The following is a 24,549-nucleotide window of genomic DNA, read 5'->3' as shown; positions in this document are numbered from 1 at the left end:
GTCCGCGCACAGAATTAGAGTTTTTCCAGTTCTCATGAATCCTCTTGTCTGATTCGCCGTCTGCCAGACTGCAATCTGCCCCAGAAGTGAACGCCTCGGCGCTTTCCTTGGGGCCAGACAGGATCTAGCTATCGCAGAACGAGGGCCCGGAGCGCGACGCGACCCCGCGAGAGGCACGCCGCAGGCCCCGGCCCGCAGCCCGAACGGAGAGAGCGCGTGAGCTCGACAGACCAGACCCCCGACCGCCTTTATTCTGCCCGCGAACCGATCTTTCCGCGACGTGTGTCGGGGAAGTTCCGCAGCCTGAAATGGTGGCTTCTCGCCATCTGTCTCGGCATCTATTACCTGCTGCCTTGGATCCGTTGGGATCGCGGTCCGAACCTGCCCGATCAGGCGGTGCTGATCGACCTTGCCAACCGCCGCTTCTTCTTCTTCACGATCGAGATATGGCCGCACGAATTCTACTTCGTCGCCGGGTTGCTGATCATGGCGGGTCTCGGCCTGTTTCTCTTCACCTCGGCGCTGGGTCGGGTCTGGTGCGGCTATTTCTGCCCGCAGACGGTCTGGACCGACCTGTTCATCCTCGTCGAGCGTTGGGTCGAGGGCGACCGGAACAAGCGTGTCAAGCTCTGGAACGCGCGCTGGGATGTCAGGAAATGGCGGCTCAGGCTGACCAAATGGGGGCTGTGGCTCGCGATCGCCGTGGCCACCGGCGGGGCCTGGGTCTTCTATTTCGCCGACGCGCCGACCCTGATGTGGAACCTCGTCACCTTTCAGGCCCATGCGGTGGCCTATTCGACGATCCTGGTCCTGACGCTCACGACCTTCATCCTGGGCGGCTTCATGCGCGAACAGGTCTGCGTCTACATGTGCCCCTGGCCGCGTATCCAGGCGGCGATGATGGATGAGGCCACGCTGACCATCGGCTATCGCGAATGGCGGGGCGAGCCGCGCGGCAAGCACCGCAAGGCCGAGGGCGCGGCGCAGCTCGGCGACTGCATCGATTGCAATGCCTGCGTCAATGTCTGCCCGATGGGGATCGACATCCGCGACGGCCAGCAGCTGGCCTGCATCACCTGCGGGCTGTGCATCGACGCCTGTGATGACGTGATGGACAAGGTCGGCAAGCCGCGCGGCCTGATCGATTACATGGCGCTGTCGGACGAGGCGCGCGAGCGCGCGGGCACGCCCGCGAAGGCGGTCTGGCGGCATATCTTCCGGGTCCGCACCATCTTCTACACGCTGCTCTGGTCGGCCGTGGGCGTGGGGCTTGTTGTGGCGCTGTTCATCCGGCCCGATATCGGCATGACCGTCGCGCCGGTCCGAAACCCGATCTTCGTCACCATGTCGGACGGCTCGATCCGCAATACCTATGACGTCCGGGTGCGCAACATGCATGGCGAGGATCGCGCCTTCCAGCTGAGCATGACCCCGGTCGAGGGCTTCTCGATCTCGGTCGAGGGCGCCGAGGACGCAACCTTCACGGTGCCGGCCGACGAGACGCTTCTGAAGCGGGTCTATATCGTCGCCCCGGCGGGCAGCGCCGCCGCCAATGCCGCGACCTCCGATGTCCGGATCTGGCTCGAGGGGCTCGCGGAGGCGGAGCGGACCTATGACGACACTGTGTTCAACGGGAGAGGGATGAAATGAAGGGCAAGGAACTGACCGGGCGGAAGGTCCTCATCTTTACCGTTGCCGCCTTCGCGGTGGTGGTGGGCGTCAACCTGACGCTGGCCTATCAGGCGGTGCATACCTTCCCCGGTCTGGAAGTTGCCAATTCCTATGTCGCGAGCCAGGAGTTCAACACCCATCTGCACGAGCAGCAGGCATTGGGCTGGACCACCAGCATCGACTATGACGAGGCCGAGAAGGTGCTGGCGTTGCGCTTCGAGGACGAGGCCGGCAATCCGGTCGAGGTCCACGGTCTCGATATTCTGATCGGGCGCGCAACCAGCGTGCGCGACGACAGGACGCCCAGGATGGTCTATTACAACGGCGCCTTCTCGGCGCCGATAGATCTGGACGGGGGCTTCTGGACGGTTCGTGTCTCCGCCACGGCGGAGGATGGCACGCCCTTCCGGCAGCGTCTGCAACTGCACGTGGACGGCTAGGACATGAGCGCCGAGATGCAGATGCGTCCGGCGGCCTGCCCGGCCTGCGCGGTCGCGCCCTCGGCCGAAACGCTGGCCGATGCTGCGGCCGCAGCTCCGAAGGAGGCACGCCTTTTCCTGTCGCTGCCGACGATCCATTGCGCGGCCTGCATCTCGGCGGTCGAGCGGGCGCTGAACGGCACCGCGGGCGTTCTGAACGCCCGGGTGAACCTGACGCTGAAACGCGTCGCCGTCGAGGCCGGGCCCGAGGTCACTGCCGACCGGCTGATCGCGGTGCTGGCGGCCATCGGCTACGAGGCGCATGAGCTTGATCCCGGCGTGATCTCGGCAACCGCGACCGACAAGGCGGGGCGCGACATCCTGATGCGGCTTGCCGTCTCGGGCTTTGCGATGATGAACGTGATGCTCTTGTCGGTGGCGGTCTGGTCGGGCGCCGCAGGTGCCACGCGCGATCTCTTCCACTGGGTCTCGGCGATGATCGCTCTGCCGACCATCGTCTTCGCTGCCCAACCCTTCTTCCGGAACGCCTTTGCCGTGCTGCGGCACGGGCGGCTCAACATGGATGTGCCGATCTCGCTGGCCATCCTGCTGGCGGCCGGGATGTCGCTTTACGAGACCGCGCAGCATGGCCAGCATGCCTATTTCGACGCGGCGCTGTCTCTGACCTTCTTCCTCCTGGCGGGGCGCTATCTCGACCATCGCACCCGTGCCGTGGCGCGCTCGGCCGCCGAGGAGCTGGCTGCGCTCGAGGTGCCGCGGGCGCAGCGCCGAACCGAAGCGGGCGAAGAGACGGTGCCTATTGCCGAGATTGCGGTCGGCGATGTGGTTCTGGTGCGTCCGGGCGCGCGGGTTCCTGTCGACGGGGTCGTTTCCGAGGGACGGTCCGAGATCGACCGCTCGCTTCTGACCGGCGAGACCCTGCCTGCCTTTGCCGGGCCGGGCACTGCGCTGAGCGCGGGCGAGGTGAACCTGACCGGCCCGCTAGCCGTGAGCGTGACCGCGGCCGGGCAGGACAGCTCGCTGCATCGCATGGCCGATCTTGTTGCCGTCGCCGAAAGTTCGCGCAACCGCTATACCTCGCTCGCCGACCGTGCGGCACGGGTCTATGCGCCGGGCGTGCATCTGCTGTCGCTGCTGGCCTTTCTGGCCTGGCTGTGGATCTCGGGCGGCGATATCCGCCTGGCCCTGAATATCGCGGTCGCGGTGCTGATCATCACCTGCCCCTGTGCCCTTGGGCTTGCCGTGCCCGCGGTCACGACGGCCGCTTCGGGGCGGCTGTTCCGGCGCGGGCTGCTGATCAAGGATGGCACCGCGTTGGAACGTCTGGCCGAGGTCGATGCCGTGGTCTTCGACAAGACCGGCACGCTGACCCTTGGCGCGCCCGAGCCGACCAATATGGGCGATCACGCCCGCCGCGATCTGGAAATCGCGCTGGCGCTGGCCGAGGGCTCGGCCCATCCGCTGGCGCGCGCGCTGGCCGAGGCGGCGCTCAAGGCGGGGCTGAATCCGGCGCACGTAAGCGATATCCGCGAGGTGCCGGGCTACGGGGTCGAGGGGACGCTCGGGGGCGAGACGGTGCGTTTCGGCCGCGCCGACTGGGTCGGCGCCGAAGCCGCATCGGGCGCCGAGACCGCCTCCTGGTTGCGGGTCGGGGGACGGCCGCCCCTGGCCTTCACCTTCGCCGACCGGCTGCGTCCCGGCGCCGAGACGGCGGTGGCCGAGTTGGTGGCCCTGGGCCTGAAGGTCCGGCTGGTCTCGGGCGATGCGCCGGGACCGGTCGCGGATCTGGCGGCGCGGCTCGGGATCCCGGACTGGCAGGCCGAGGCGCTGCCCGAGGACAAGGCCGCCGCGGTTCAGGCGCTCAGCGAAGAGGGCCGGCGCGTGCTGATGGTGGGGGACGGGCTGAACGACACCGCCGCGCTTGCAGCAGCGCATGTCTCGATATCGCCCGCGAGCGCACTCGATGCGGCGCGGGTGGCCTCTGACATCGTGCTTCTGGGCCGCGATCTGGCGCCGCTCGGGGGTGCGGTCACGACGGCGCGCAGGGCCACGCGGCGGATCCGCGAGAATTTCGGGATATCGGCGCTTTACAACCTGATCGCGGTCCCGGTTGCGCTGGTCGGGCTGGCAACGCCGCTGGCGGCGGCGCTGGCAATGTCGGCCTCGTCGATCACCGTATCGCTGAACGCCCTGCGGCTGAGGTAGAGACCCGTGCAGATCATCGCCTATCTCATTCCTGTATCGCTGTTCCTCGGCGGGCTCGGGCTGGGCGCCTTCTTCTGGGCGCTCAGGTCGCATCAGTTCGAGGACCCGGAAGGCGATTCCCGTCGCATCCTGAACGACGACTGGGACGAGCATCCGAGGCCCTGAGGTCTGAGGACAGCGCGCGGCGCCGGGGGCCGCCTGCCCCCGGACCCCCGGGGGTATTTTTCCAAGAAGAAGCCGGCTCAGGAGAAACGGGTCGTGATCCGGCCGAGCCCCTCGATCTCGACCGAGCAGCTCTGGCCTCGTCCGACGGGTCCGACGCCCGCGGGCGTGCCGGTATAGATCAGATCGCCGGGGGCCAGCGCGACCAGCCGCGACAGGTGCGAGACGATCTCGGGGACGGACCAGATCATGTCGGCCAGATTGCCCTCCTGGCGGAGCTGGCCCTCGACATGGCAGAGGATCCGGCCGCGGCCGGGGTGGCCGATCCGGATGGCGGGGACGAGCGCGCCGCAGACCGCCGAGCCATCGAAGCCCTTGGCCATGTCCCAAGGTCGGCGGGCGGCCTTGGCGGCGTCCTGCAGGTCGCGCCGGGTCAGGTCGTTGCCGGGGGCATATCCCCAGACATGCGACAGGGCGGTCTCGGCGGGGATGTCGGCGCCGCCCTGTCCCAGCGCGATCACCAGTTCTGCCTCGTGATGCAGCGCGGTCGTGGCGGGCGGGTAGGGGCAGTCGGCGCCGTCTTCGACCAGCGCATCGGCGGGTTTGGTGAAGAAGAAGGGCGGTTCGCGTGTGTCGGCGCCCATCTCGCGGGCATGTTCGGCATAGTTGCGGCCGACACAGAAGATCCGCCGTACCGGGAAGCGGGCGCTATCTCCCGCGATGGTCAGCGATGGCACGGGGGGCGGCGGCAGCGCATAGGCGGTCATGCGGCGGCTCAGGAGGGCGGGCCGAAGGTGTTGCAGGCCGCGCCATGCGATTGCAGCCGCCGGCAGGCCTGATCGGCTTCGGCCTCGGTCATGCCGACGAAATTGGCCTCGAAGCCGCGGCGGCCCTGCACCACCTTGCGCAGCGCATTGTCGAGAATGCCCATTTCCTGCAGGGCGGTGCGCAGCAGCACCCGTTCGGCCTGATAGCGCGAGCCGTAATTGCCGACATTGATGCCCCAGTAGCGCCCGCCCGACGAGGACAGCCGCGAGACGATCTCGGTCTGGAGGGTGGCATCGGCCGAGGCCAGTTCGAGCGTCGGCGGCGTGTCGGCCGCAGCGGCGGCGATCTGTGACGGGGCGCCGGCCGGGGCGTTTTCGGGTGTCGCGGGCGGCTGCGCGCGGCCGGGGCGGGCACGGGGAAGGAGCGAGGCGGCCAGCGCGGCAGGAGAGGCTTCCGGGGCTGCGGGTGCGGCGGCGGGCACGGTCAGTTCGGCCTTCGCGGCCGAGACTGCGGTGCTGACATCGGCGGCGAGGGCGGCGATCATCTCGTCGCTCGGGGCCGGAATGCCGGGCCGGGCCTGCGGGCGCAGCGAGCGGGCCAGCAGCGCCACGGCCGGGGCGTTGCCGACCGGGGGCACCGGCGCGAGCCGGGCGGGGCCGGTGAGATAGGGCGGTTTTTGCGGCATCCGCATCGCGACGCGTGTGGGCGCCTTGCGGAACCCGAGATCGAGCAGCTTGGCGACTTCGGCATTGCGGGCCGCGGTGCTGCGCCCGCCCATCACGGTGGCGATGATGCGTTCCTGTCCGCGCCGGGCGGAGCCAACGAGGTTGTAGCCCGCCGCATTGGTATAGCCGGTCTTGATGCCATCGGCGCCCGAATAGCTGCCAAGGAAGCGGCGATTGGTGCTGTAGACCTGCCGGATACCGGCGTCGTCATTGGTGCGCGAGAAGATGTTGTAGTAGCCGGGGTAGTCATACACGATATGCCGGGCCAGGATGGTCATGTCGCGGGCGGTCGACAGATGGCCCTCTTCGGTCAGCCCATTGGCATTGCGGAAGGTGGTCCGGTTCATGCCCATCGCCCGGGCGGTGCGGTTCATGCGCCGGGCGAAGGCGGCCTCGGAGCCTTCCAGCGCCTCGCCGATGGCGGTGGCGGCATCATTGGCCGATTTGATCGCGGCGGCGCGGATCAGGTATTTGAACTTGATCCTCTGGCCGGCCCGCAGCCCGAGCTTGGAGGGCGGTTCGGAGGCGGCATGGGACGAGATCTTGACCAGGGTCTCGGGCGAGATCTCGCCATGCTCGATCGCTTCGAAGGCGATATAGAGCGTCATCATCTTGGTCAGAGAGGCCGGATGCAGCCGGGTATCGGCGTTCTTTGCATGCAGGACCTCGCCGGTGCGCGCATCGACCACGAAGGCGGCCGAGGGCGCAGCCCGGAGCCCGGACGCGGTCATCGCCATGCCGATTGCAAGGATTGCAAATAGAAGCGCGCGCCGAACGCACAGACTCGCTCGTCTCACGTGTGTCTGCCTTTTCACTGCCTCTCGCCGCCCGGATTTTTATTATGGGCGGTCCCGTTCCGCACCAACCCTACCACGTTGAGGAAAGGGGGAAAACACCCGTGTTTCAAAGGTATCGGCGCCGCTTCTGCGGCATTGCAACATGTCGCGGTCTGGCCCGGCGCAGGCACAACATGTCAGCCCAGCCGGGCGATCAGGTCCGGCAATTCGCCCAGATGAGTCAGTTCGGCAAAGCGTGCATGGCTCCGGGGCGGCTCGGCATGTTCCAGCTCCCAGGTCAGGTCATGCGGCACGAAAACGCCCCAGGCGCCGGCCTCGATGGCGGGAATCACGTCGGATTTCAGCGAATTGCCGACCATCATCGCCTGTGCGGCGCCCTCACCGTGGCGGGCGAAGATGGCACCGTAGCGGGGCGCGGTCTTGTTGCTGACGATCTCGACGCCGTCGAACAGATCGCCCAGCCCCGACTGTGCCAGCTTGCGTTCCTGATCGAGCAGGTCTCCCTTCGTGATCAAAAGGATACGGTGGCTTGCCGACAGCGCGAGAATGGCTTCGCGGGCCTCGGGCACGAGTTCGATCGGATGGCGCAGCATCTCTTGCCCGGCGGCGAGAAGCTCGCGGATCACGGTGGCGGGAACCCGCTCTTCGGTGACCTCGATGGCGGTCTCGATCATCGACAGCACGAAGCCCTTGATGCCGAATCCGTAATGTCCGACATTGCGCCGCTCGGCCTCGAGCAGCCGCGCCATCAGGGGCTCGGGCGGTGCGTAATCGGCAAGCAGCTCGGCGAATCGCGCCTGTGTCAGCCGGAAGAACCGTTCATTCTGCCAGAGCGTGTCGTCGGCATCGAAACCGATTGTCGTGATCCGTCCGGTCATTCGCGTTGTCCCGCGCGTCCCTGCGCCCCTTTTCAGGACGGGTTGCCCGCATATATAAAGTGATCTGAACCGAATACCATCACCTTCGCCGGAGCCCGGACCCCGTGACGAGCGATCTTCTCATGATGGCCGACAACAGTGGCGACCCCGAAGGCGAGACCGGGGTCATCACCAAGGCCAAACCCAGGACCAAGCGGCCACCGCTTTACAAGGTGCTGCTTTTGAACGACGACTACACCCCGATGGAATTCGTCGTGCATGTGCTCGAGCGGTTCTTCGGAATGAGCCACGCCCAGGCTTTCGAAATCATGCTGGTCGTGCACAAGAAAGGGGTCGCCGTGGTGGGCGTGTTCAGCTTCGAGGTGGCCGAGACCAAGGTCGCGCAGGTGATGGATTTCGCCCGCCGCCACCAGCACCCCCTGCAATGCACGATGGAAAAGGAGTAGGGCCAGAGCCCGCCCATGACCGTCTCGAGACTGACCCTGGCGCTGCAGAGCGGCGCCGTTTCCGTGCCGCCCGACGGGCGGATCGCCGTGTTCGACGCCCCGGCCGATGCCGACCTTTCGGCCCTGCCGAAGGACCGCGTGCAGATCGTGCAGGGCTTTGCCCCCGATCACGATGCCTGGGCCGCGCGCGGCTGGGATGTGGCGGTGGCGCCCGAGGGCGCTTTCGCGGCCGCGCTGGTGGTGCTGCCGCGCGCCAAGGCCGCGGCGCAGGCCCGGCTGGCCGAGGCGCTGGCGCTGACAGGGGGCGGGCCGGTGCTGGTCGACGGCGCCAAGACCGACGGGGTCGACAGCCTGCTGAAGGCGCTGCGCAAGGGCGGGGCCGAGCCCTCGGCCCCCTTCGCCAAGGCGCATGGCAAGACCTTTGCCGTCGCGGCCGAGCCTGCGGCCTTTGCCCATTGGCTGCCGGGCGAGGGCGGGCTGATCGTCGGGCGCTACCGGACCCTGCCCGGCGTCTTCTCGGCCGATGGCATCGATCGCGGCTCGGCACTTCTGGTGGGGGCGCTGCAGGCGCCGCTCAAGGGACGGGTCGCCGATCTGGGCGCGGGTTGGGGCTATGTCGCGGCCGAGGCGCTGGCCGCGCATCCGGGCATTGCCGAGATGCATCTGATCGAGGCCGATCATGCCGCGCTGAGCTGCGCGCGCGGGAATGTCACCGATCCGCGCGCCCGGTTCCACTGGGCCGATGCGACGGCCTTCAAGGCCGAGCGCGGCTTCGACACGGTGCTGACGAACCCGCCCTTCCATGTCTCGCGTGCCGCCGATCCGGGGCTTGGCCGGGCGTTCCTGGCGGCGGCGGCGCGGTTGCTGGCGCCGCATGGGCAGGCGCTGATCGTTGCCAACCGGCATCTGCCCTATGAACGCGATCTGGCCGGGCTTTTCGGAGAAACCCGTGAAATCGGGGCCGAGGCCGGGTTCAAATTGCTGCTTGCGCGGCGGCCGTCTCGTCGGCCCCGCTGAAATCGCATAGTGTTGCGCCCCGAATCAGGAGGCTCCTCTCATGTCCTTTTCCATCCAGGGAAAGACTGCGATCGTCACCGGCGCGGCCAACGGGTTGGGGCTGGCCATCGCCCGGCATTTCGCCGATCGCGGTGCGAATGTTATGTTCGCCGACCGCGACGAGCCCCGGCTCGTCGATGAATGCGGCAAGAATGCCGAGACCGAAAGCAAGGTGCGCTATTTCGCGGGCGATCTGCGCGAGCGGCTGACCATCGCCAACCTGCTCTCGGCCACCATCGACGCCTTCGACCGGATCGACATCCTGGTCAATGCCAGCCGGCAGATGGTGCTGTCGGATCCGCTCGACCCCGACAATGACGGGTTCGACGTGATGATGGAGCAGAACGTGATGACCTCGCTGCGGCTCAGCCAGATCGTGTCGCGGCGGATGATCCGTCAGGCCGGCGAGGCGGGCCAGACCGAGGGCCAGGCCGGGGCCATCGTCAACATGTCCTCGATCGCCGCCACCCGGACCCATGGCGAGCTTCTGGCCTATTCGGTCAGCTGCGCGGCGCTGGAACAGTTGACCCGCTCGATGGCGGTGGCGCTGGCGCCGCACCGGATTCGGGTCAATGGCGTGGCCTTCGGCTCGGTGATGTCGGCCAGCCTTCAGAACATCCTCAAGGATCAGCCGGATTATCGCAACGAGATCCGCAACCATACGCCGCTGGGGCGAATCGCCAAGGCCTCCGAGCTGAGCGAGACGGTGCAGTTCCTGTCTTCCGACGCGGCGCAGTTCATGACCGGGCAGATCCTTGCCGTCGATGGCGGGCGCACGCTGATCGACCCGGTGGGCAGCCCCGCGCACTGATCGCCCCGAGACTGATCTTCGGTCCCGCCGCAGCCCGCGGGCAAGGTCAGTCCTTCGGATGGGCCGGATAGCGCGCGGCGCAATCGGCAAGCGCGCGGGCCGCGCGCCGCTCGGTCTCGGCCCTCTTGGCCTTCAGTTCGGCCAGATTGCGCCGCTCCGCGGCCAGATCGACCGCCACCGGAACCTCGCGCACGCCGAGCTCGGGCCAGTCGCAGAAGGTGAAGCCCGCTGCCGGATTCCGCCCCAGCCGCGATCCATAGCAGAAATCCAGCCGGCTGCGCTCATAGGGCTCGCGGCGATAGCCGAAGCCGCGGGCGATGGTCTGCTCGGACTGCCGGATCAGCTTGTCGAGCACGCGCAGATCGTAAAGCGCCGCGTTCTCGCAGGATTGGCGCGGGGTCGCACAGGCGGCCAGAGGGAGAAGGAACAAGAGGGCAAGCGCACGCATGGAAACTCTCCTGGAGGGATGGCCCATCTTACGTCGCCCGGCGCGATAACGGAACCATGCGGCATGGTGGCGCGGACGGAGATAAGCTGATAGCTGATTGCCACCACAGGGAGAGAGGCGCGATGACCGAACTGTTCGATGACCGCAAAGCGCAGGCTGCCGCCTGGTTCCGTAACCTGCGAGACGAGATCGTTGCCGCCTTCGAGGCGCTGGAGCAGGGCCTCGCGCCCGAAGCGATGGCCGGGCGCGAGCCGGGCCGTTTCGAGGTGACCGAGACCCGCCGGAAGTCCGAGGACGGTTCGGATGCCGGCGGCGGTCTGATGAGCGTGATGCGCGGCGGCCGGATCTTCGAGAAGGTGGGGGTCAATGTCTCGACCGTCCATGGCACGCTGAACCCGAAGGCGCAGGCGGCGATGGCGGCGCGCAAGGGGCTGGAGGACATGCGGGAGGATCCGCGCTTCTGGGCCTCGGGCATCAGCCTCGTCGCGCATATGCAGAACCCGCATGCTCCGGCCGTGCATCTCAATACCCGGATGTTCTGGACCCCGCATGGCTGGTGGTTCGGCGGCGGCACCGATCTGAACCCCTGCCTTCCGCGCGACGAGGACACGGCCGCCTTTCACGGTGTGCTGAGGGCGCATTGCGACCGTCACGACCTGGCCCATTACCCGCGCTTCAAGGCCTGGGCCGACGAGTATTTCCACGTTCCGCATCGCGGCCGCGCCCGCGGCGTCGGCGGGATCTTCTTCGACGATCTGAATTCGGGCGACTGGGCCGCGGATTTCGCCTTCACCCAGGATGTCGGCCGCGCCTTCCTGCCCGCCTTCCTGCCGCTGGTCGAACGCCGCGCCCGGACGCCCTGGACCGAGGCGGACCGCGCCGCCCAGCTTGCCCATCGCGGGCTCTATGCCGAATACAATCTGCTTTACGACCGAGGCACGCGATTCGGGCTCGAGACCGGGCATGATCCGGAAGCGGTGCTGATGAGCATGCCGCCGCTTGCCAGCTGGCCCTGAGCGGGCGGGCCCCCGTGGAAAAGGCGTGACTGAGCCGCGGGCTCAGCCGTCGCTCGAGGCGCAGATCAGCTCGGTCAGCCTGGCAAAGCTGGCCGCAGCCTTCGCCCAATGCCTGTCTGCCTCGGCGGAGCCTTCGACCGTGTCGCCGGCGTCGAGGGCCAGCACCACCACCCCATGCAGCGTGGTCCAGTACAGGAAGGCCAGTTCATGGGCCTTGTCGGTGCGTCGGCCGCGCTGCCGCTGGCAGCGCCGCACCCCTTCGGTCAGCGCGTCCAGCGCCTCGGCGGGCATGGCCTCGGCAATGATCCGGGAGATGCCGCCGCTGCCGGGGGAGCAGAACATCAGCCGGTAAAGCGCAGGGTTGGCGCGGGCGAAGTCGAGATAATCCTGCCCGCCCCGCATCAGCCGTGCCGCCGGATCGCCGCCAGGTGCCGCGTAAAGCGCGGAGCGGCGGTCGGCAAGCCGGTCGTAGGAGACCCGGCGCAGCTCGGCAAGCAGCGCGTCGCGATCGGGAAACTCCGCCGCAAGCCGGGCCTCGGTCAGGCCTGCCGCAGCGGCCAGCTCGGCCATGGTGAAATCGGCCTCTCCCCGCGCCTGCATCAGCGCGATGGCCGCGTCGACCGCGCGCAGGCGCGCATCGGAAACGGAGTGATCTCTCGAGGGCAGGGCCATGGATCCCCGGGCAAACTGGGAGCGCAATTGCGCTATAGCTAGCGGTCCGGCCCCTGCGCTTCAATCCGGACGGAGGAGAAGCATCTTTTGGGAAACGCCCGCACAGGAGAATTCCGCGCGGGCGTTTACCAGGTTTCCCCGGAGTCTCAATGGACTGCGCGTCAGCCGCGCAGAGCCTCCAGCATCATCGTCACATTCTCGGGATCGGCATCGGGGGTGATGCCATGGCCCAGGTTGAAGATATGCGGGCCTTTCGAGAAGGCCTCCTTGATGCGCTTGGTCTCGTCGATCAGCTGCTGACCGCCCGTGACCATCAGTTTCGGGTCCATGTTGCCCTGGACGCAGCCGTCCTTCTGCACGTTCTCGACCGCCCATTCGGCCGAGACCGAATTGTCAAGCGCGACGCAATCGGCGCCGGTGGCCCTGGCGAATCCGACATATTTGTCGCCTGCTTCGCGCGGGAAGGCGATGCAGGGCAGGCCCGGATGCCGCGCCTTCATCTCGACGATGATCCGCCTGGCGGGTTCCAGCGCGTATTTGTCGAAGGCCTCGCCCTTCAGCGATCCGGCCCAGCTGTCGAAGATCTTGACCACTTCGCAGCCCGCCTCGACCTGTTTCGACAGGTATTCGATGGTGGCCTCGGTCAACAGCTCGATCAGCGCCGCGAAGGTCGCCTCGTCCTCCTGACGCAGCGCATGGGCCGGCGCCTGGTCCTTGGTGCCGCGACCGGCGATCATGTAGGTCGCCACCGTCCAGGGCGCGCCGGCAAAGCCGATCAGCGTGGTCTCTTTCGGCAGCTCGCGCGACAGGATCCGGCAGGTCTCGTAGACCGGGGCCATGTGGTCGTGGATGTCGTCCTTGCCCTTCAGCGCCTTCAGCCCCTCGGGACCGGTGATCGTCGACATGCGCGGGCCTTCGCCGGTTTCGAACCACAGCTCGGCGCCCAGCGCCTGCGGCAGCAGCAGGATGTCGGCGAACAGGATGGCGGCATCGAAGCCGTAGCGGCGGATCGGCTGCAGCGTCACCTCGGCCGCAAGCTCCGAGTTGTAGCACAGCGACAGAAAGTCGCCCGCTTCGGCGCGGGTGGCCTTGTATTCAGGAAGATAGCGCCCCGCTTGGCGCATGAGCCAGACCGGGGGCACGTCCATCGTCTCTCCGGAAAGTGCCCGCAGCAGTTTTTTAGTTTCCGCCATCGTCGTCCCCGTTTATGTGTGCGGCCCGTCGTCCCCTGCTTGCGTCAGCATGTCAAGACAGGCCGAGTTGTCAGGACGACGTGACGCGATTAGAGGTTTGGGCATGGCTATCACACTTCCTTCCCCCGCTTCACCCCTGAAGATCGGCACGCGCGGCTCGCCGCTGGCGCTGGCCCAGGCATATGAAACCCGCGAACGGCTGATGAAGGCCTTCGATCTGCCGGAGGATGCCTTCGAGATCGTGGTGATCAACACCATTGCCGACCGGGTGCTCGACAGGGCGCTGAAGGAGATCGGCGGCAAGGGTCTCTTCACCAAGGAGATTGAGGACGCCATGCTGGGCGGCAAGATCGACATCGCGGTCCATTCGACCAAGGACATGGCGGTCGAGCAGCCCGAGGGGCTGGTGCTGGACACCTTCCTGCCGCGCGAGAATTACCGCGACGCCTTCATCTCGAAGACCGCCGGATCGCTGAAGGATCTGGCAGAGGGCGCTGTCGTCGGCACCTCGTCGCTGCGGCGCCGCTCGCAGCTGCTGAACTACCGGCCCGACCTGAAGGTGGTGGAATTCCGCGGCAATGTGCAGACCCGGCTGAAGAAGCTGGAAGATGGCGTGGCCGAGGCGACCTTCCTCGCGATGGCCGGGCTGAACCGTCTGGGCATGGAAGAGGTCGCAAGCTCGACCATCGAACCCGAAGAGATGCTGCCGGCCGTGGCGCAGGGCGCTATCGGGATCGAACGGCGTGTCGACGACGCGCTGGCCGGTCACCTGCTGGAGGCGCTGCATGACAAGGCGACGGGCGAGATGATGGCCTGCGAACGCGCCTTCCTCGACGCGCTGGACGGCTCCTGCGAGACGCCGATCGGCGGGCTTGCGTTGCACGAGGGCGGCAATCTCTGGCTTCGGGGCGAGATCCTGCGTCCCGACGGCTCGGAGCGGATCGCGGGCGAGGATCGCGCCCCCATCGAGGATGCGGCCGAGATGGGCTTTGCGCTTGGCAAGAAGCTGCGCGAAGAGGCGGGCGAGGGCTTCTTCGACTGGGACTGAGCCCCGGCAGGAGCCATCGGGACGATAGCAGCGCCCGGCCGCAAGGCCGGGCGTTTTCCGTTTCAAGGCCGCGCCGTCAGTCCCGGGCGGGCGGCACCAGCTTGCCGGGATTCATGATGCCCTCGGGGTCGAGCGCGGCCTTGATCCGGCGCATGGCGTCCAGCGCCACCGGGTTCTTGCGTCGCGCCATGGTCGAGAGTTTCGACAGCCCGATCCCGTGTTCGGCCGAGAAGCTGCCATCGAGCGCCGCGACCTCGTCCTCGACCGCCTCGCGGAGCGCTTCCTTGAGATCGGCGCTGCCCGAACTGGCCCAGACCGTGTAATGCAGGTTGCCATCGCCCAGATGGCCCACGGTGACGCTTTCGGCGCCCGGATCGATCTGCGGCAGGCGCGCGGCCATCCGCCCGAGGAAGGAGCCGACCCGGTCGAGCGGCAGCGCGATGTCGTTGTCGACCACATGCGGGGCAGAGAAACAGATCTCGGCCGAGATCTCGCGCCGGGCCCAGATCTCCTGACGCTGGGTCTCGTTCTGGGCGACGACGGCGTCCAGCACCTCGCCGCGCTCGAAGCCTTCTGCCAGCGTGTCTTCCAGAAGCTGCACCACCGGCAGCCTGCCATCGGGCCCGGGCGTGGCATCGCGCGGCGCGGTGGCGCCGATCTCGACCATGAGGCTGACCGGATAGGTGCGGTCGAAGGGCGGGCGCATCTCGGGGCGCAGCCGGAACAGCTGGCGCATGTAGTCGTCGGGCATGTATTCGAAGGCCTCGACGGCGCCGCCCGTGGCCTCCTGCAGCCGGTTCAGGAGATCGAGCGCGGCATCCAGATCGCTGACCGCGACCATGGCGGTGGCATAGGCGCGGGGGCGCGGGAAAAGCTTCAGTACGGCCGCCGTGATGATCCCCAGCGTGCCCTCGGCGCCGATCATCAGATCCTTGAGGTCGAGCCCGGTATTGTCCTTGTGCAGCGGGCTCATCACATCCATCACCCGACCGTCGGGCAGCACCGCCTCGAGCCCGAGGCAGAGCCCGCGCGTGCTGCCATAGCGTAGCACGTTCGAGCCGCCGGCATTGGTCGAGAGCACGCCGCCGATGAGCGCCGAGCCGCGGGCGCCAAATGTCAGCGGAAAGACCATGTCCCGGGCCTCGGCCGCGTCATGGAGCTGCGACAGGATCACGCCCGCCTCGACCGTTGCGGTCCGGGCGCGCGGGTTGATCTCGCGGATCCGGTTCAGCCGTTCGACCGAGACCATCAGCGCGCCATCGCAATAGGCCCCGCCCGCAAGCCCGGTATTGCCCGCGACCGGCACCAGCGGCAGCCGGTTCCGGGCGGCGAAGGTCACGATGGCGGCAAGCTGGTCGCGGTCGGCCGGGCGCAGCAGCGCGGCGGGCGTGCCCTTGTATTTGCCGGTCCAGTCATGGGCGTGACGTCTTGTATCCTCGCCGGTCAGCACATGGGCGGGGCCGAGAAGGTCGGTGAGATAGGGGATCGGGTCCAAATGCGCCTCCGTCAATCGGCCTTCACCTAACGCCAAGCGGGCGGGCTTGGCCAGAGGGCTGAAGCCGGACGGGGCAGGGCAGACCTGTCAAAAGCCGCGCCTTTCGGTGCAGGATCGCGGTCCCGGTCCGCTCAGATCCCGTCTTTGGCCCAGACTCAGCCCCCGGCGCCGGCCCCGGCGCGGTCGACCAGTTCGAGCACGCTCGGCCCCATCGCCTCGACGATCAGTTTCACGCCTGCGGCCGAGGGGTGGATGCCGTCATCCTGCATGTAGCGCGCCATCGCCGTGCCGCGGTCGGGCAGATCGGTCAGGCCCTTGAGGAAATTCGGGAAATAAAGCGTGTCATGGGCCCTGGCGAGTTCGGGATACATGGCGTCGAAGGCGGCCTTGAATTCAGGCCCGTAATTGCCCGGCGCATCGAGCCCGACCAGCAGGACCGGCACATCCGCGGCCTCGGCCCGGGTCAGGATCGCGTCGAGATTGGCCCGCGAGGCGGCCGGGTCGATGCCGCGCAACAGATCGTTGCCGCCAAGCGCCACGATCAGCCCGTCGACCTCGGGCGTGAGCGTCCAGCCGATCCGGGACAGCCCGCCCGCCGTGGTGTCGCCCGAGACCCCGGCATTCAGAACCGTGACATCGGCGCCCTGCGCTCTCAGCCAGGCCTGAAGCTGGGGCACGAAGCCCTCTTCCTGCGGCAGGCCGTAGCCCTGGGTCAGGCTGTCGCCGAGGGCGGCGAGAGTGATTTCGGCGCGGGCGGGTCCGGCGCCGGCAGAGAGGCCCAGTGCCAGCATCAATGCCACGCTCAGGTTGAGGGCGCGCGCGGCCGCCCCATATCGGGGGGAGGGCAGGCAATGGAGGCACCGCGCGATGGCAGACCCGATTCTTTCGCTCAGCGACGTGACGCTGACGCTCGCCGGCAATGCCGGCCCGGTCGAGATCCTGCATGGCATCTCGCTCGACGTGGCGCCGGGCGAGACCCTGGGGCTGGTCGGTCCGTCTGGATCGGGCAAGTCGTCTCTCCTCATGCTGATGGGCGGGCTCGAACGGGCCAGCGCGGGTCGGGTGACGGCGCTGGGCCGCGATCTTACGGCGATGAACGAGGACCAGCTCGCCCGGTTCCGCAGGGAACATATGGGCGTGGTGTTCCAGTCTTTCCACCTGATCCCGACCATGACCGCGTTGGAAAACGTGGCGACGCCGCTGGAGCTGGCCGGTCATCGCGACGCCTTCGAGCGGGCCCGCGACGAGCTGCGCGCGGTCGGGCTCGGCGCCCGGGTCGACCATTATCCCAGCCAGATGTCCGGCGGCGAGCAGCAGCGCGTGGCGCTGGCCCGCGCCGCCGCGCCGCGCCCGCATCTGCTTCTGGCCGACGAGCCCACCGGCAATCTCGACGGCGCCAATGGCGCTGCGATCATGGAGCTTCTGTTCGGGCTGCGCGACCGTCATGGCGCGACGCTGGTGCTGGTGACCCATGCCGCGGATCTGGCCGCGCGCTGCGACCGGGTGATCGAGCTGGCCGACGGGCGGATCGCGGGCGAAGCCGCGCAGAGGGCGGCGGAATGAGCCTTGCGGTCGCGGTCCGGATCGCCCGGCGCGAGCTGCGCGGCGGGCTGCGCGGCTTCTATGTCTTTCTCGCCTGTCTTGCGCTGGGCGTCGCGGCCATCGCCGCGGTGGGCTCGGTCCGCGAAAGCATCGAGGCCGGGCTGACCCGCGAGGGCGCGGCGCTTCTGGGCGGCGATGCCGAGATGACGCTGACCTACCGCTTTGCTTCGGAGGAGGAACGCGCCTGGATGGAGGGCGTGTCGGCGGCGTTGTCGGAAGTGGTCGATTTCCGCTCGATGGTGGCGGTCGTGCGCGATGGCGAGACCGAACGCGGGCTGACCCAGGTCAAGGCGGTCGACGGGGCCTATCCGCTTTACGGGCAGGTCGTGCTGGACCCGCCGATACCGCTGGATGAGGCGATCGCGGGCAATGGCGCGGTGATGGAGCGGGTGCTGGCCGACCGGCTGGGCCTTGTGCCGGGTGACAGCTTCCGGCTGGGAACCGCCGATTACAGGCTGTCCGCGGTCTTGCTGCGCGAGCCCGACGGGGCGGGCGCGGGCTTCGGGCTGGGGCCGCGGCTGATCCTGCGCAAGGCCGCGCTCGAGCCCTCGGGGCTGCTGGCGCCGGGCACGCTTTACGAGGTCAAGTACCGGCTGAAACTGCCGCCCGGCCATGACATCGCCGCGCTCGAGCGCGCGGCCGAGAGCCGCTTTGCCGATCGGGGCGTGCGCTGGCGGGATGCCCGGAACGGCGCGCCCGGCATGACCCGCTTCGTCGACCGCATGGCCTCGTTCCTGGTGCTGGTCGGGCTGGCCGGGCTGGCGGTGGGCGGTGTCGGCGTCTCGGCGGCGGTGCGCTCCTATATCGACGGCAAGACCGAGGTGGTGGCGATCCTGAAGACGCTGGGCGCCGAGGGCGGCACGATCCTCGCGGCCTATCTCATGCAGATCGGCGCGCTGGCCGGGCTTGGCATCCTTCTTGGACTCGGGCTGGGCGCGCTGCTGCCCTTGGCGGCCGGGCCTTTCCTCGCCGCGCAGCTGCCGGTTCCGGCCGAGTTCACGGTCCATGCCGGGCCGCTGGCAGAGGCCGCGCTTTACGGCGTTCTGACCGCGCTCCTCTTCACGCTCTGGCCGCTGGCCCGGACCGAGGAGGTGCGGGCGGCGGCGCTGTTTCGCGATGCCTCGGGGCGGATCCGGGCCTGGCCGCGGCCGCGCTATATCGCGGCGACGGTGTTTCTGGCGCTGGCGCTGATCGGGATAGCGGCCTGGTTCTCGGGCGTGCCGAAACTGGCGTTCTGGGCAGCGGCGGGCATTCTCGGCGCGCTGGGCCTTCTGGTGCTGGCCGCGGCGGGGCTTCGCCGGATCGCGCGTGTCGCGGCCCGGGCGCGGGTTTTGCGCGGGCGCACTGCGCTGCGGCTGGCGCTGGGCGCGGTCGGCGGGCCGGGGGGCGAGACCGCCTCGGTGGTACTGTCGCTGGGGCTTGGGCTGTCGATCCTTGCCGCCATCGGTCAGATCGATTCGAACCTCCGGAGCGCGATCCGGCAGGAGCTTCCCGAACGTGCCCCCTCCTATTTCGTGGTCGACATCCAGCCCGGCCAGCTTGACGGGTTCCTGGCCCGGCTCGGGCGCGATCCTGGTGTCAGCCGGGTCGAGACCGCGCCGATGCTGCGCGGCGTTCTGACCCGGATCAACGGCCGTCCCGCGCGCGAGGTGGCGGGCGATCACTGGGTGGTGCGGGGTGACCGGGGCGTGACCTATGCCGACCGGCCGCCGGAAAACACCGTCGTCACCGACGGGCTCTGGTGGCCTCCCGGCTATGACGGGCCGCCGCAGGTCAGCTTTGCCCGCGAGGAGGCCGGCGAGATCGGGCTGAAGCTTGGTGACGAGATCACCGTCAACATCCTCGGCCGCGACATCACCGCGACGGTGACGAGCTTCCGCGAGGTCGATTTCTCGACCGCGGGCATCGGCTTCGTGATGACGATGGATCCGGCCGCCGTCGCAGGGGCGCCGCATACCCATATCGCCACGATCTATGCCGAGCCATCGGCCGAGGCGGCGATCCTGCGCGATCTTGCCTCGGCCTATCCCAACATCACCGCGATCCGGATCAAGGATGCGCTCGACCGGGTGGCCGAGGTGCTGTCGGGCCTTGCCGCCGCCATCGCCTATGGCGCCTCGGCGACGCTGGTGACCGGGGTGATCGTGCTGATCGGCGCGGCCGCGGCCGGTCAGCGGGCGCGGATCTTCGAGGCGGCGGTGCTGAAGACGGTGGGCGCGGTGCGGGGCCAGATCCTGGCCTATTTCGCGCTGCGTTCGGCGATGCTGGGGGCGGCGGCGGGGACCGTCGCGATCTTCGCGGGCGGGGTCGCGGGCTGGGCGGTGATGCGCTTCGTGATGGAGGGCGATTACCGCTTCGAGCCGGTCTCGGCGCTGGCCATCGTCCTGGGTGGTGCGCTGGCGACGCTGCTGGCGGGGCTTGCCTTCGCCTGGCGGCCGCTGGCGGCACGGCCGGCCCGGGTACTGCGCGCGCGCGAATAGCCAGTCGGGCCTTACCCCTTGCGCAGGCCAGAGGCGACAGCCCGAGGCTCTAATCCGGGGCCTTGTCCGTTGGCGCGGCGGCGGCCTCGCGGGCGATGACGGCCCGGGTCCGGGCCACCAGCAGCGGCAGCGCGACCGTCAGCATCAGCAGGCGGAACACGTGATGCGTGGTCACATAGGCCGGATCGGCGTTCAGAAGCAGCGACATCGCCATCATCGTCTCGAGCCCGCCCGGGGCGAAGGCGATAAGCGCACTCAGCATCGGCAGGCCCAGAAGCTTGGCCACCAGCGCCGCCGCGACCAGCGAGACCAGCGCGGCGAAACCGGTCAGCAGGCTTGCCGCGCCCAGGGACTGCAGCAGCATGCGCGGGGTCACGCCCGAGAACCGCGTGCCGATCAGCGTGCCCATGGCGATGAAGGCCGGCACCGACAGCCAGACGGGAACCGTGCCCTGGATCGTCCCGGTGGCATGGCCAAGCGCCGAAAGCCCCATCCCGCCCAGCAAAAGCCCGGCCGGAACCCGCAGCCGGTCGAGCGCGAGCCCGGCCGCGCCCGACAGGGCGAGCAATGCCAGCAGCCCCCGGAGCGGCATCGGCGGCGCCGTCTGCGGCGGCACGACCGGCAGATCGCCCTGGCCCAGAAGCGGCGCGAGGAACGGCACCAGCAGGATCAGTGCCAGCACGCGGACGGTCTGGATCATCGTCACCCGCGGCAGATCGGCGCGCAGGTCGGTCGACAGGCTCAGCACGAAGCTCAGATGTCCGGGGGTTGCGGTCAGCAGCGCGCTCATCCGGTCGAAGCCGAACAGGCGACGCAGGAGCCGCGCGCCAAGCCCGATGATCGTCAGCACCGAGATCGCCAGCACGAGGAGGCTCAGCGGCCAGTGGATCGCGGTGTCGATCGCCTGGGGGGTGACGCTGGCGCCGAGATTGACGCCGAGGACCACGAAGCAGGTATCGCGGAAGACGCGGGGCAGATCGGCGCGCAGCCCCGCAAGCGCGGCGAGGGTCACGCTCAGCGCGGGGCCGGTGATGAATGGCGCAGGCATATGCAGCAGCGCGGCAAGCGCCGCGCCGGTGGCGCCGGTGGCAAGGGTCAGAAGGGCAGGGCCCAGCGGTGGGTCTGTCGATGTCATGCGCGTTTCCGCAGGCGTCGTCCGCCTGCCGGGCCCAGAAACCGTCCCCGCCGCCGTTTGTCAATTCCGTGAAGGGGTTGCGTCCGCCCTGTCCACAAGCGGAGATCCGCGCGGCAAAGCGATGTTGACTTGCGCTCCGCGCCGTCGCATGCGCCTTTGCAACGGTTTTCGAGGAGGCTGCGCATGAAGATCGCGATGGTGGGCACGGGCTATGTCGGGCTGGTGTCGGGTGTCTGTTTTTCCGATTTCGGGCATGAGGTCGTCTGTATCGACAAGGATCCGCGCAAGATCGAGATGCTGATGCGGGGCGAGGTGCCGATCTACGAGCCCGGGCTCGAGGCGGTGATGGCGCGCAACGTGGCGGCGGGGCGGCTGTCCTTCAGCGGCGATCTGGCGGCGGCGGTGGCCGGCGCCGATGCCGTCTTCATCGCGGTCGGCACGCCCACCCGGCGCGGCGACGGTCATGCCGATCTGAGCTATGTGATGGCCGCCGCCGAAGAGATCGCCATGGCGCTGACGGGCTATTGCGTCATCGTCACCAAGTCGACGGTGCCGGTCGGCACCAACCGGCAGGTGGCCGAGGTGGTGGCGAAGGCCAATCCGGCGGCCGAGTTCGACGTCGCCTCGAACCCCGAATTCCTGCGCGAAGGCGCCGCCATCGACGATTTCATGCGGCCCGACCGGGTCGTGGTGGGGGTCGAGGCCGAACGCGCCCGCGCCGTGATGGCCGATATCTACCGGCCGCTCTTCCTGCGCGAATTCCCGGTCGTCTATACCGATCTGGAATCGGCCGAGATGATCAAATATGCCGCCAACGCCTTCCTTGCGGCCAAGATCACCTTCATCAACGAGATGGCGATGCTCTGCGAGAAGGTCGGCGCCGACATCAAGGCGGTCTCCAAGGGCATGGGGCTGGACGGCCGGATCGGCAACAAGTTCCTGCATGCGGGGCCGGGCTATGGCGGCTCGTGTTTCCCCAAGGATACCAACGCACTGGCCCGGATCGGGCAGGATCATGCCTCGCCCTGCGCCATCACCGAGACGGTGATCGAGGTCAATGACCGGGTCAAGCGGCGGATGGTCGACAAGCTGGTCGATCTTTGTGGCGGCAGCGTCAACGGCAAGACCGTGGCGGTGCTGGGGGTGACCTTCAAGCCCAATACCGACGACATGCGCGAGGCGCCCTCGCTGACCATCGTGCCCGCCCTGGTGGGCGGCGGCGCGAAGGTCCGCGTGGTCGATCCGCAGGGGCGGCGCGAAGGCGAGAAGCTGCTGCCCGGCGTCGACTGGGTCGAGGATCCCTATGCCGCGGCGACAGGGGCCGATGCACTGGTCATCCTGACCGAATGGAACGAGTTCCGCGCGCTCGATCTCGGCCAGATGTCCAGGCTCATGGCGGTGCCGCGGCTGGCCGATCTGCGCAACATCTACCCGCCCGAGGATGTGCGGCAGGCCGGGTTCGAGGCCTATGTGGCGGTCGGCCGCCGGGGTTTCGGGCTCGACGGGTAAGACCTTTGAGGCGACGTCTTCCTCGTCGCCTCAAAGCTCGGCCGGGCGCTGCGGCGCCCCCATACGCTGATGTCGGATGGCCCCGGGCTATTGGGGGCGCGGTTCCCGGCCTGTCGCGCTGTCGCCCCGCGCCATGGCGCGGCTGGAGGCCGCCCATCCGGTGTCTGAGCCCGACGCCCGGTTGCGGGCATGGCCGTTTTCGGCGGCGGTGAGGCTCCGGAGAGTTCGGTCGCGCGCCCAGGTTCAACGCGGCCAGAGACCCCTTCCTCGTCGCAGTTGCGCTGGCCCGTGGTCTTCCCGAGGCGCCGGTGCTGTTTCCTGGCCGCGATCCCCGAGGCGAATGTGGCGGCGGCTCTGCTGCTGCGGGCTGGCTTCGACCCGTCGCGGTCGAGCCTTGAGGACGCCTCGCGCACCACAGCCGAGAACGCGCGGCTGGCGGTGGAGCTGGTGCCCGACCGGCCGGGCAACCGGGTGCTGGTCACCTCGGCCTTTCACATGCGCCGTGCCGTTGCCACATTCTGCGCCGCGGGCTGGCGCGGCATCCTGCCCTATCCGGTCGATTTCCGCACTGCGCCCGGATTTCGCGCCAGCCCGGGCCTGCCGGAAAACCTCGGTCTCTTGACCCTCTTCTTGCACGAAGTGCTGGGGCTTGCGGTTTACCGCGCCAGCGGCCTTGCCGCCGATCCGCTTCCCGAAGGCTGCCTTGCCGGGTGATTTTTCCCGTCCGGCATGACCCGAGAGCCGGACCCGCGCGGCATATCGCGCGGCTTCGCGGGGGGGCAGGCCGATGGCGCACCGGGCGCTTTGCCGGAGCGCGCTGTCGGGAGGTCTTGCAGTAATCGGGAGGGCCGGGGCGGGCTCAGGGGCACCCGGTGGGCGGCAGGTCTTGGAACCGGCGCATGAAGCCGCGGTCGATCCGGTCCTTCCAGTGCCAGACCCAGCGGCCCTCGATCCGCAGCGCCAGCCGGTCGGCGGCGGCGCGCTTTTCGCCCATCGAGATCAGCTTGAGATATCGCCGCTGCGGCCGGTAGGCGCGCATCGGGCCGCCGGTCAGCCCCGCGATCAGGTTTCGGGCCAGGATCGGCGCCTCGCGCACCGCGAAGACGCCCGCCTTGGGCCGTGGTGCATGCGAGAGATGGGCGCAATCGCCCGCGGCAAAGACCCTCGGATCCGAGACCGAGCGCAGGGTCCTGTCGACCGTCACGAAGCCCTCCGTCAGGGCGAGCCCGGTTTCGCCCAGCCAGCCCTGCGGCCGGGCGCCTGCCGCGCCGATGACGAAGGCGGCGGGCAGGCTCTCGCCGTCGGCAAGCGTCACGCCCCCGGGGCCGATCCGTGCAACCCGGCTTCCGGTCCGGAGCGCGATCCCGGCCCGGGCAAGGGCCTCGAGAAGGGCCGTGCGGGCACCGGGGCGCAGGTCGTGCAGGATCTCGTCCGAGGCCTCGATCAGTGTCAGCTCGGGCGCGGCGCCGCCTTTTGCCAGCCTGTGGCGGGCGGCCAGCGCCAGCTCGACCCCGGCCACGCCCGCGCCGATCACCACGACGCGGGGCGCGGCATGACCCGCCGCGACCCCGGCAAGGAACCCGGCCCAGCGATCGGCGAAGTGCCCGAGCGGCTTGGCCGGGACCGCGTGATCGGCAAAGCCCGGCAGGTCGGGCAGATCGGAGGTGATGCCGATATCGAGCGAGAGGATGTCATAGGGCACCGGCGCCTGCCCGGCGACAAGCACATGGCGGCGGGCCCGGTCGAGCCCCTCGGCGCGGCCGATGACGAAGCGCGCCCCGGCGGCGCGGGCCAGCCGCGCGAGGTCGATCTCGAGTGCCGCGCGCGGATAATGGCCCGCGATGAAGCCCGGCAGCATGCCCGAATAGGCGGCCCTCGGCGCCGGGTCGATCAGCGTCACCGAGAGGTCGGGGCGCTGCCTCATCCCGCGCAGCACCAGCGCATGGGCATGGCCACCGCCGATCAGCACCAGATGGGCGCGGGTACTCATCG

Annotated in this window: 23 protein-coding genes; 13 read left to right on the top strand and 10 right to left on the bottom strand. The window is 68.8% G+C overall.

The genetic code is table 11. The annotated features are described in order from the left end of the window. Positions 1-216: 216 nt before the first annotated feature. From ccoG to ccoS, 4 genes are read left to right on the top strand one after another with little or no spacing between them, the layout of a single operon-like run. Positions 217-1,650 carry a cytochrome c oxidase accessory protein CcoG gene (gene ccoG, locus ACK8CO_RS06985; RefSeq protein ID WP_414898653.1) on the top strand — a complete coding sequence of 478 codons (1,434 nt, stop codon included), beginning with the start codon at positions 217-219 and terminating at the stop codon, positions 1,648-1,650. Further along, positions 1,647-2,111: a FixH family protein gene (locus ACK8CO_RS06980; RefSeq protein WP_414898652.1), complete on the top strand. Its 465-nt coding sequence runs from the start codon at positions 1,647-1,649 to the stop codon at positions 2,109-2,111. The genes ccoG and ACK8CO_RS06980 overlap by 4 nt, the downstream gene beginning before the upstream one ends. Positions 2,112-2,114: 3 nt before the next feature. After that, the gene (locus ACK8CO_RS06975; RefSeq protein ID WP_414898651.1) at positions 2,115-4,316 is read left to right on the top strand and encodes a heavy metal translocating P-type ATPase; all 2,202 of its coding nucleotides are present in this window, start codon (positions 2,115-2,117) and stop codon (positions 4,314-4,316) included. A gap of 6 nt (positions 4,317-4,322) precedes the next feature. After that, a complete protein-coding gene (gene ccoS, locus ACK8CO_RS06970) occupies positions 4,323-4,481 on the top strand; it encodes a cbb3-type cytochrome oxidase assembly protein CcoS (RefSeq protein WP_080615167.1) in 159 nt (52 codons plus the stop codon). Between the two features lie 77 nt (positions 4,482-4,558). On the opposite strand, the gene ACK8CO_RS06965 is transcribed toward ccoS, so the two are convergent. The 3 genes from ACK8CO_RS06965 to ACK8CO_RS06955 all read right to left on the bottom strand — a co-directional run bounded on the left by ACK8CO_RS06965 (position 4,559) and on the right by ACK8CO_RS06955 (position 7,646). Further along, a complete protein-coding gene (locus ACK8CO_RS06965; RefSeq protein WP_414898650.1) occupies positions 4,559-5,245 on the bottom strand; it encodes a fumarylacetoacetate hydrolase family protein in 687 nt (228 codons plus the stop codon). 8 nt (positions 5,246-5,253) lie between these two features. Further along, positions 5,254-6,708: a D-alanyl-D-alanine carboxypeptidase family protein gene (locus ACK8CO_RS06960; RefSeq protein ID WP_414898649.1), complete on the bottom strand. Its 1,455-nt coding sequence runs from the start codon at positions 6,706-6,708 to the stop codon at positions 5,254-5,256. A 236-nt stretch (positions 6,709-6,944) separates the two neighbouring features. Beyond that, on the bottom strand, positions 6,945-7,646 hold the full coding sequence (locus ACK8CO_RS06955) for an HAD family hydrolase (RefSeq protein ID WP_414898648.1): 702 nt from the start codon (positions 7,644-7,646) through the stop codon (positions 6,945-6,947). Between the two features lie 122 nt (positions 7,647-7,768). On the opposite strand from ACK8CO_RS06955, the gene clpS reads away from it, so the two are divergent. From clpS to ACK8CO_RS06940, 3 genes are read left to right on the top strand one after another with little or no spacing between them, the layout of a single operon-like run. Next, a complete protein-coding gene (gene clpS / locus ACK8CO_RS06950) occupies positions 7,769-8,092 on the top strand; it encodes an ATP-dependent Clp protease adapter ClpS (protein ID WP_369822828.1) in 324 nt (107 codons plus the stop codon). A 15-nt stretch (positions 8,093-8,107) separates the two neighbouring features. Then, entirely contained in the window at positions 8,108-9,109 is a 1,002-nt protein-coding gene (locus ACK8CO_RS06945; RefSeq protein WP_414898647.1) for a class I SAM-dependent methyltransferase, read from the top strand. Between the two features lie 40 nt (positions 9,110-9,149). Further along, entirely contained in the window at positions 9,150-9,959 is an 810-nt protein-coding gene (locus tag ACK8CO_RS06940) for an SDR family NAD(P)-dependent oxidoreductase (RefSeq protein ID WP_080615172.1), read from the top strand. Positions 9,960-10,005: 46 nt separating this feature from the next. Here the strand turns inward: ACK8CO_RS06940 and ACK8CO_RS06935 are convergent, their stop codons facing one another. Then, complete coding sequence (locus ACK8CO_RS06935; RefSeq protein WP_080615173.1) at positions 10,006-10,407, bottom strand: hypothetical protein; 402 nt, start codon at positions 10,405-10,407, stop codon at positions 10,006-10,008. Between the two features lie 122 nt (positions 10,408-10,529). On the opposite strand from ACK8CO_RS06935, the gene hemF reads away from it, so the two are divergent. Next, positions 10,530-11,423 (top strand): oxygen-dependent coproporphyrinogen oxidase, encoded by an 894-nt coding sequence (hemF, locus tag ACK8CO_RS06930; protein WP_414898646.1) that lies wholly within the window; start codon positions 10,530-10,532, stop codon positions 11,421-11,423. A 42-nt stretch (positions 11,424-11,465) separates the two neighbouring features. Here hemF and ACK8CO_RS06925 read toward each other — a convergent pair whose 3' ends face one another. Both ACK8CO_RS06925 and hemE read right to left on the bottom strand, forming a co-directional pair. Continuing rightward, positions 11,466-12,095: a TetR/AcrR family transcriptional regulator gene (locus tag ACK8CO_RS06925; RefSeq protein ID WP_414898645.1), complete on the bottom strand. Its 630-nt coding sequence runs from the start codon at positions 12,093-12,095 to the stop codon at positions 11,466-11,468. A 161-nt stretch (positions 12,096-12,256) separates the two neighbouring features. Next, a complete protein-coding gene (gene hemE, locus ACK8CO_RS06920) occupies positions 12,257-13,288 on the bottom strand; it encodes a uroporphyrinogen decarboxylase (protein ID WP_414898644.1) in 1,032 nt (343 codons plus the stop codon). A gap of 103 nt (positions 13,289-13,391) precedes the next feature. Between hemE and hemC the strand changes: the two genes are divergently transcribed. Further along, positions 13,392-14,336, top strand: a complete 945-nt coding sequence (gene hemC / locus ACK8CO_RS06915) for a hydroxymethylbilane synthase (RefSeq protein ID WP_080615177.1) — start codon at positions 13,392-13,394, stop codon at positions 14,334-14,336. 76 nt (positions 14,337-14,412) lie between these two features. Here the strand turns inward: hemC and ACK8CO_RS06910 are convergent, their stop codons facing one another. Both ACK8CO_RS06910 and ACK8CO_RS06905 read right to left on the bottom strand, forming a co-directional pair. Continuing rightward, the gene (locus ACK8CO_RS06910) at positions 14,413-15,831 is read right to left on the bottom strand and encodes an FAD-binding oxidoreductase (protein ID WP_414898643.1); all 1,419 of its coding nucleotides are present in this window, start codon (positions 15,829-15,831) and stop codon (positions 14,413-14,415) included. A gap of 155 nt (positions 15,832-15,986) precedes the next feature. Beyond that, a complete protein-coding gene (locus ACK8CO_RS06905) occupies positions 15,987-16,622 on the bottom strand; it encodes an arylesterase (protein ID WP_231119205.1) in 636 nt (211 codons plus the stop codon). Positions 16,623-16,698: 76 nt separating this feature from the next. Here ACK8CO_RS06905 and ACK8CO_RS06900 point away from each other — a divergent pair, with 76 nt between their 5' ends. Next, entirely contained in the window at positions 16,699-17,394 is a 696-nt protein-coding gene (locus ACK8CO_RS06900; protein WP_414898642.1) for an ABC transporter ATP-binding protein, read from the top strand. Then, a complete protein-coding gene (locus tag ACK8CO_RS06895) occupies positions 17,391-19,913 on the top strand; it encodes an ABC transporter permease (protein WP_414898641.1) in 2,523 nt (840 codons plus the stop codon). Before ACK8CO_RS06900 ends, ACK8CO_RS06895 begins: the two co-directional genes overlap by 4 nt. Before the next feature lie 49 nt (positions 19,914-19,962). Here ACK8CO_RS06895 and ACK8CO_RS06890 read toward each other — a convergent pair whose 3' ends face one another. Beyond that, entirely contained in the window at positions 19,963-21,048 is a 1,086-nt protein-coding gene (locus ACK8CO_RS06890) for an AbrB family transcriptional regulator (RefSeq protein WP_414898640.1), read from the bottom strand. A 183-nt stretch (positions 21,049-21,231) separates the two neighbouring features. On the opposite strand from ACK8CO_RS06890, the gene ACK8CO_RS06885 reads away from it, so the two are divergent. Then, positions 21,232-22,557: a UDP-glucose dehydrogenase family protein gene (locus ACK8CO_RS06885; protein WP_414898639.1), complete on the top strand. Its 1,326-nt coding sequence runs from the start codon at positions 21,232-21,234 to the stop codon at positions 22,555-22,557. Positions 22,558-22,845: 288 nt separating this feature from the next. Beyond that, a complete protein-coding gene (locus ACK8CO_RS06880; protein WP_414898638.1) occupies positions 22,846-23,271 on the top strand; it encodes a YdcF family protein in 426 nt (141 codons plus the stop codon). A gap of 145 nt (positions 23,272-23,416) precedes the next feature. Here the strand turns inward: ACK8CO_RS06880 and ACK8CO_RS06875 are convergent, their stop codons facing one another. Beyond that, entirely contained in the window at positions 23,417-24,547 is a 1,131-nt protein-coding gene (locus ACK8CO_RS06875; RefSeq protein WP_414898637.1) for an FAD-dependent oxidoreductase, read from the bottom strand. Positions 24,548-24,549 lie beyond the last annotated feature (2 nt).

It is taken from the genome of Rhodovulum sp. HP10 (assembly GCF_047553435.1).
GTDB lineage: Bacteria > Pseudomonadota > Alphaproteobacteria > Rhodobacterales > Rhodobacteraceae > Rhodovulum.
The sequence above is the reverse complement of the archived record's forward strand: the minus strand, read 5'-3'. Positions and strand labels throughout refer to the sequence as shown.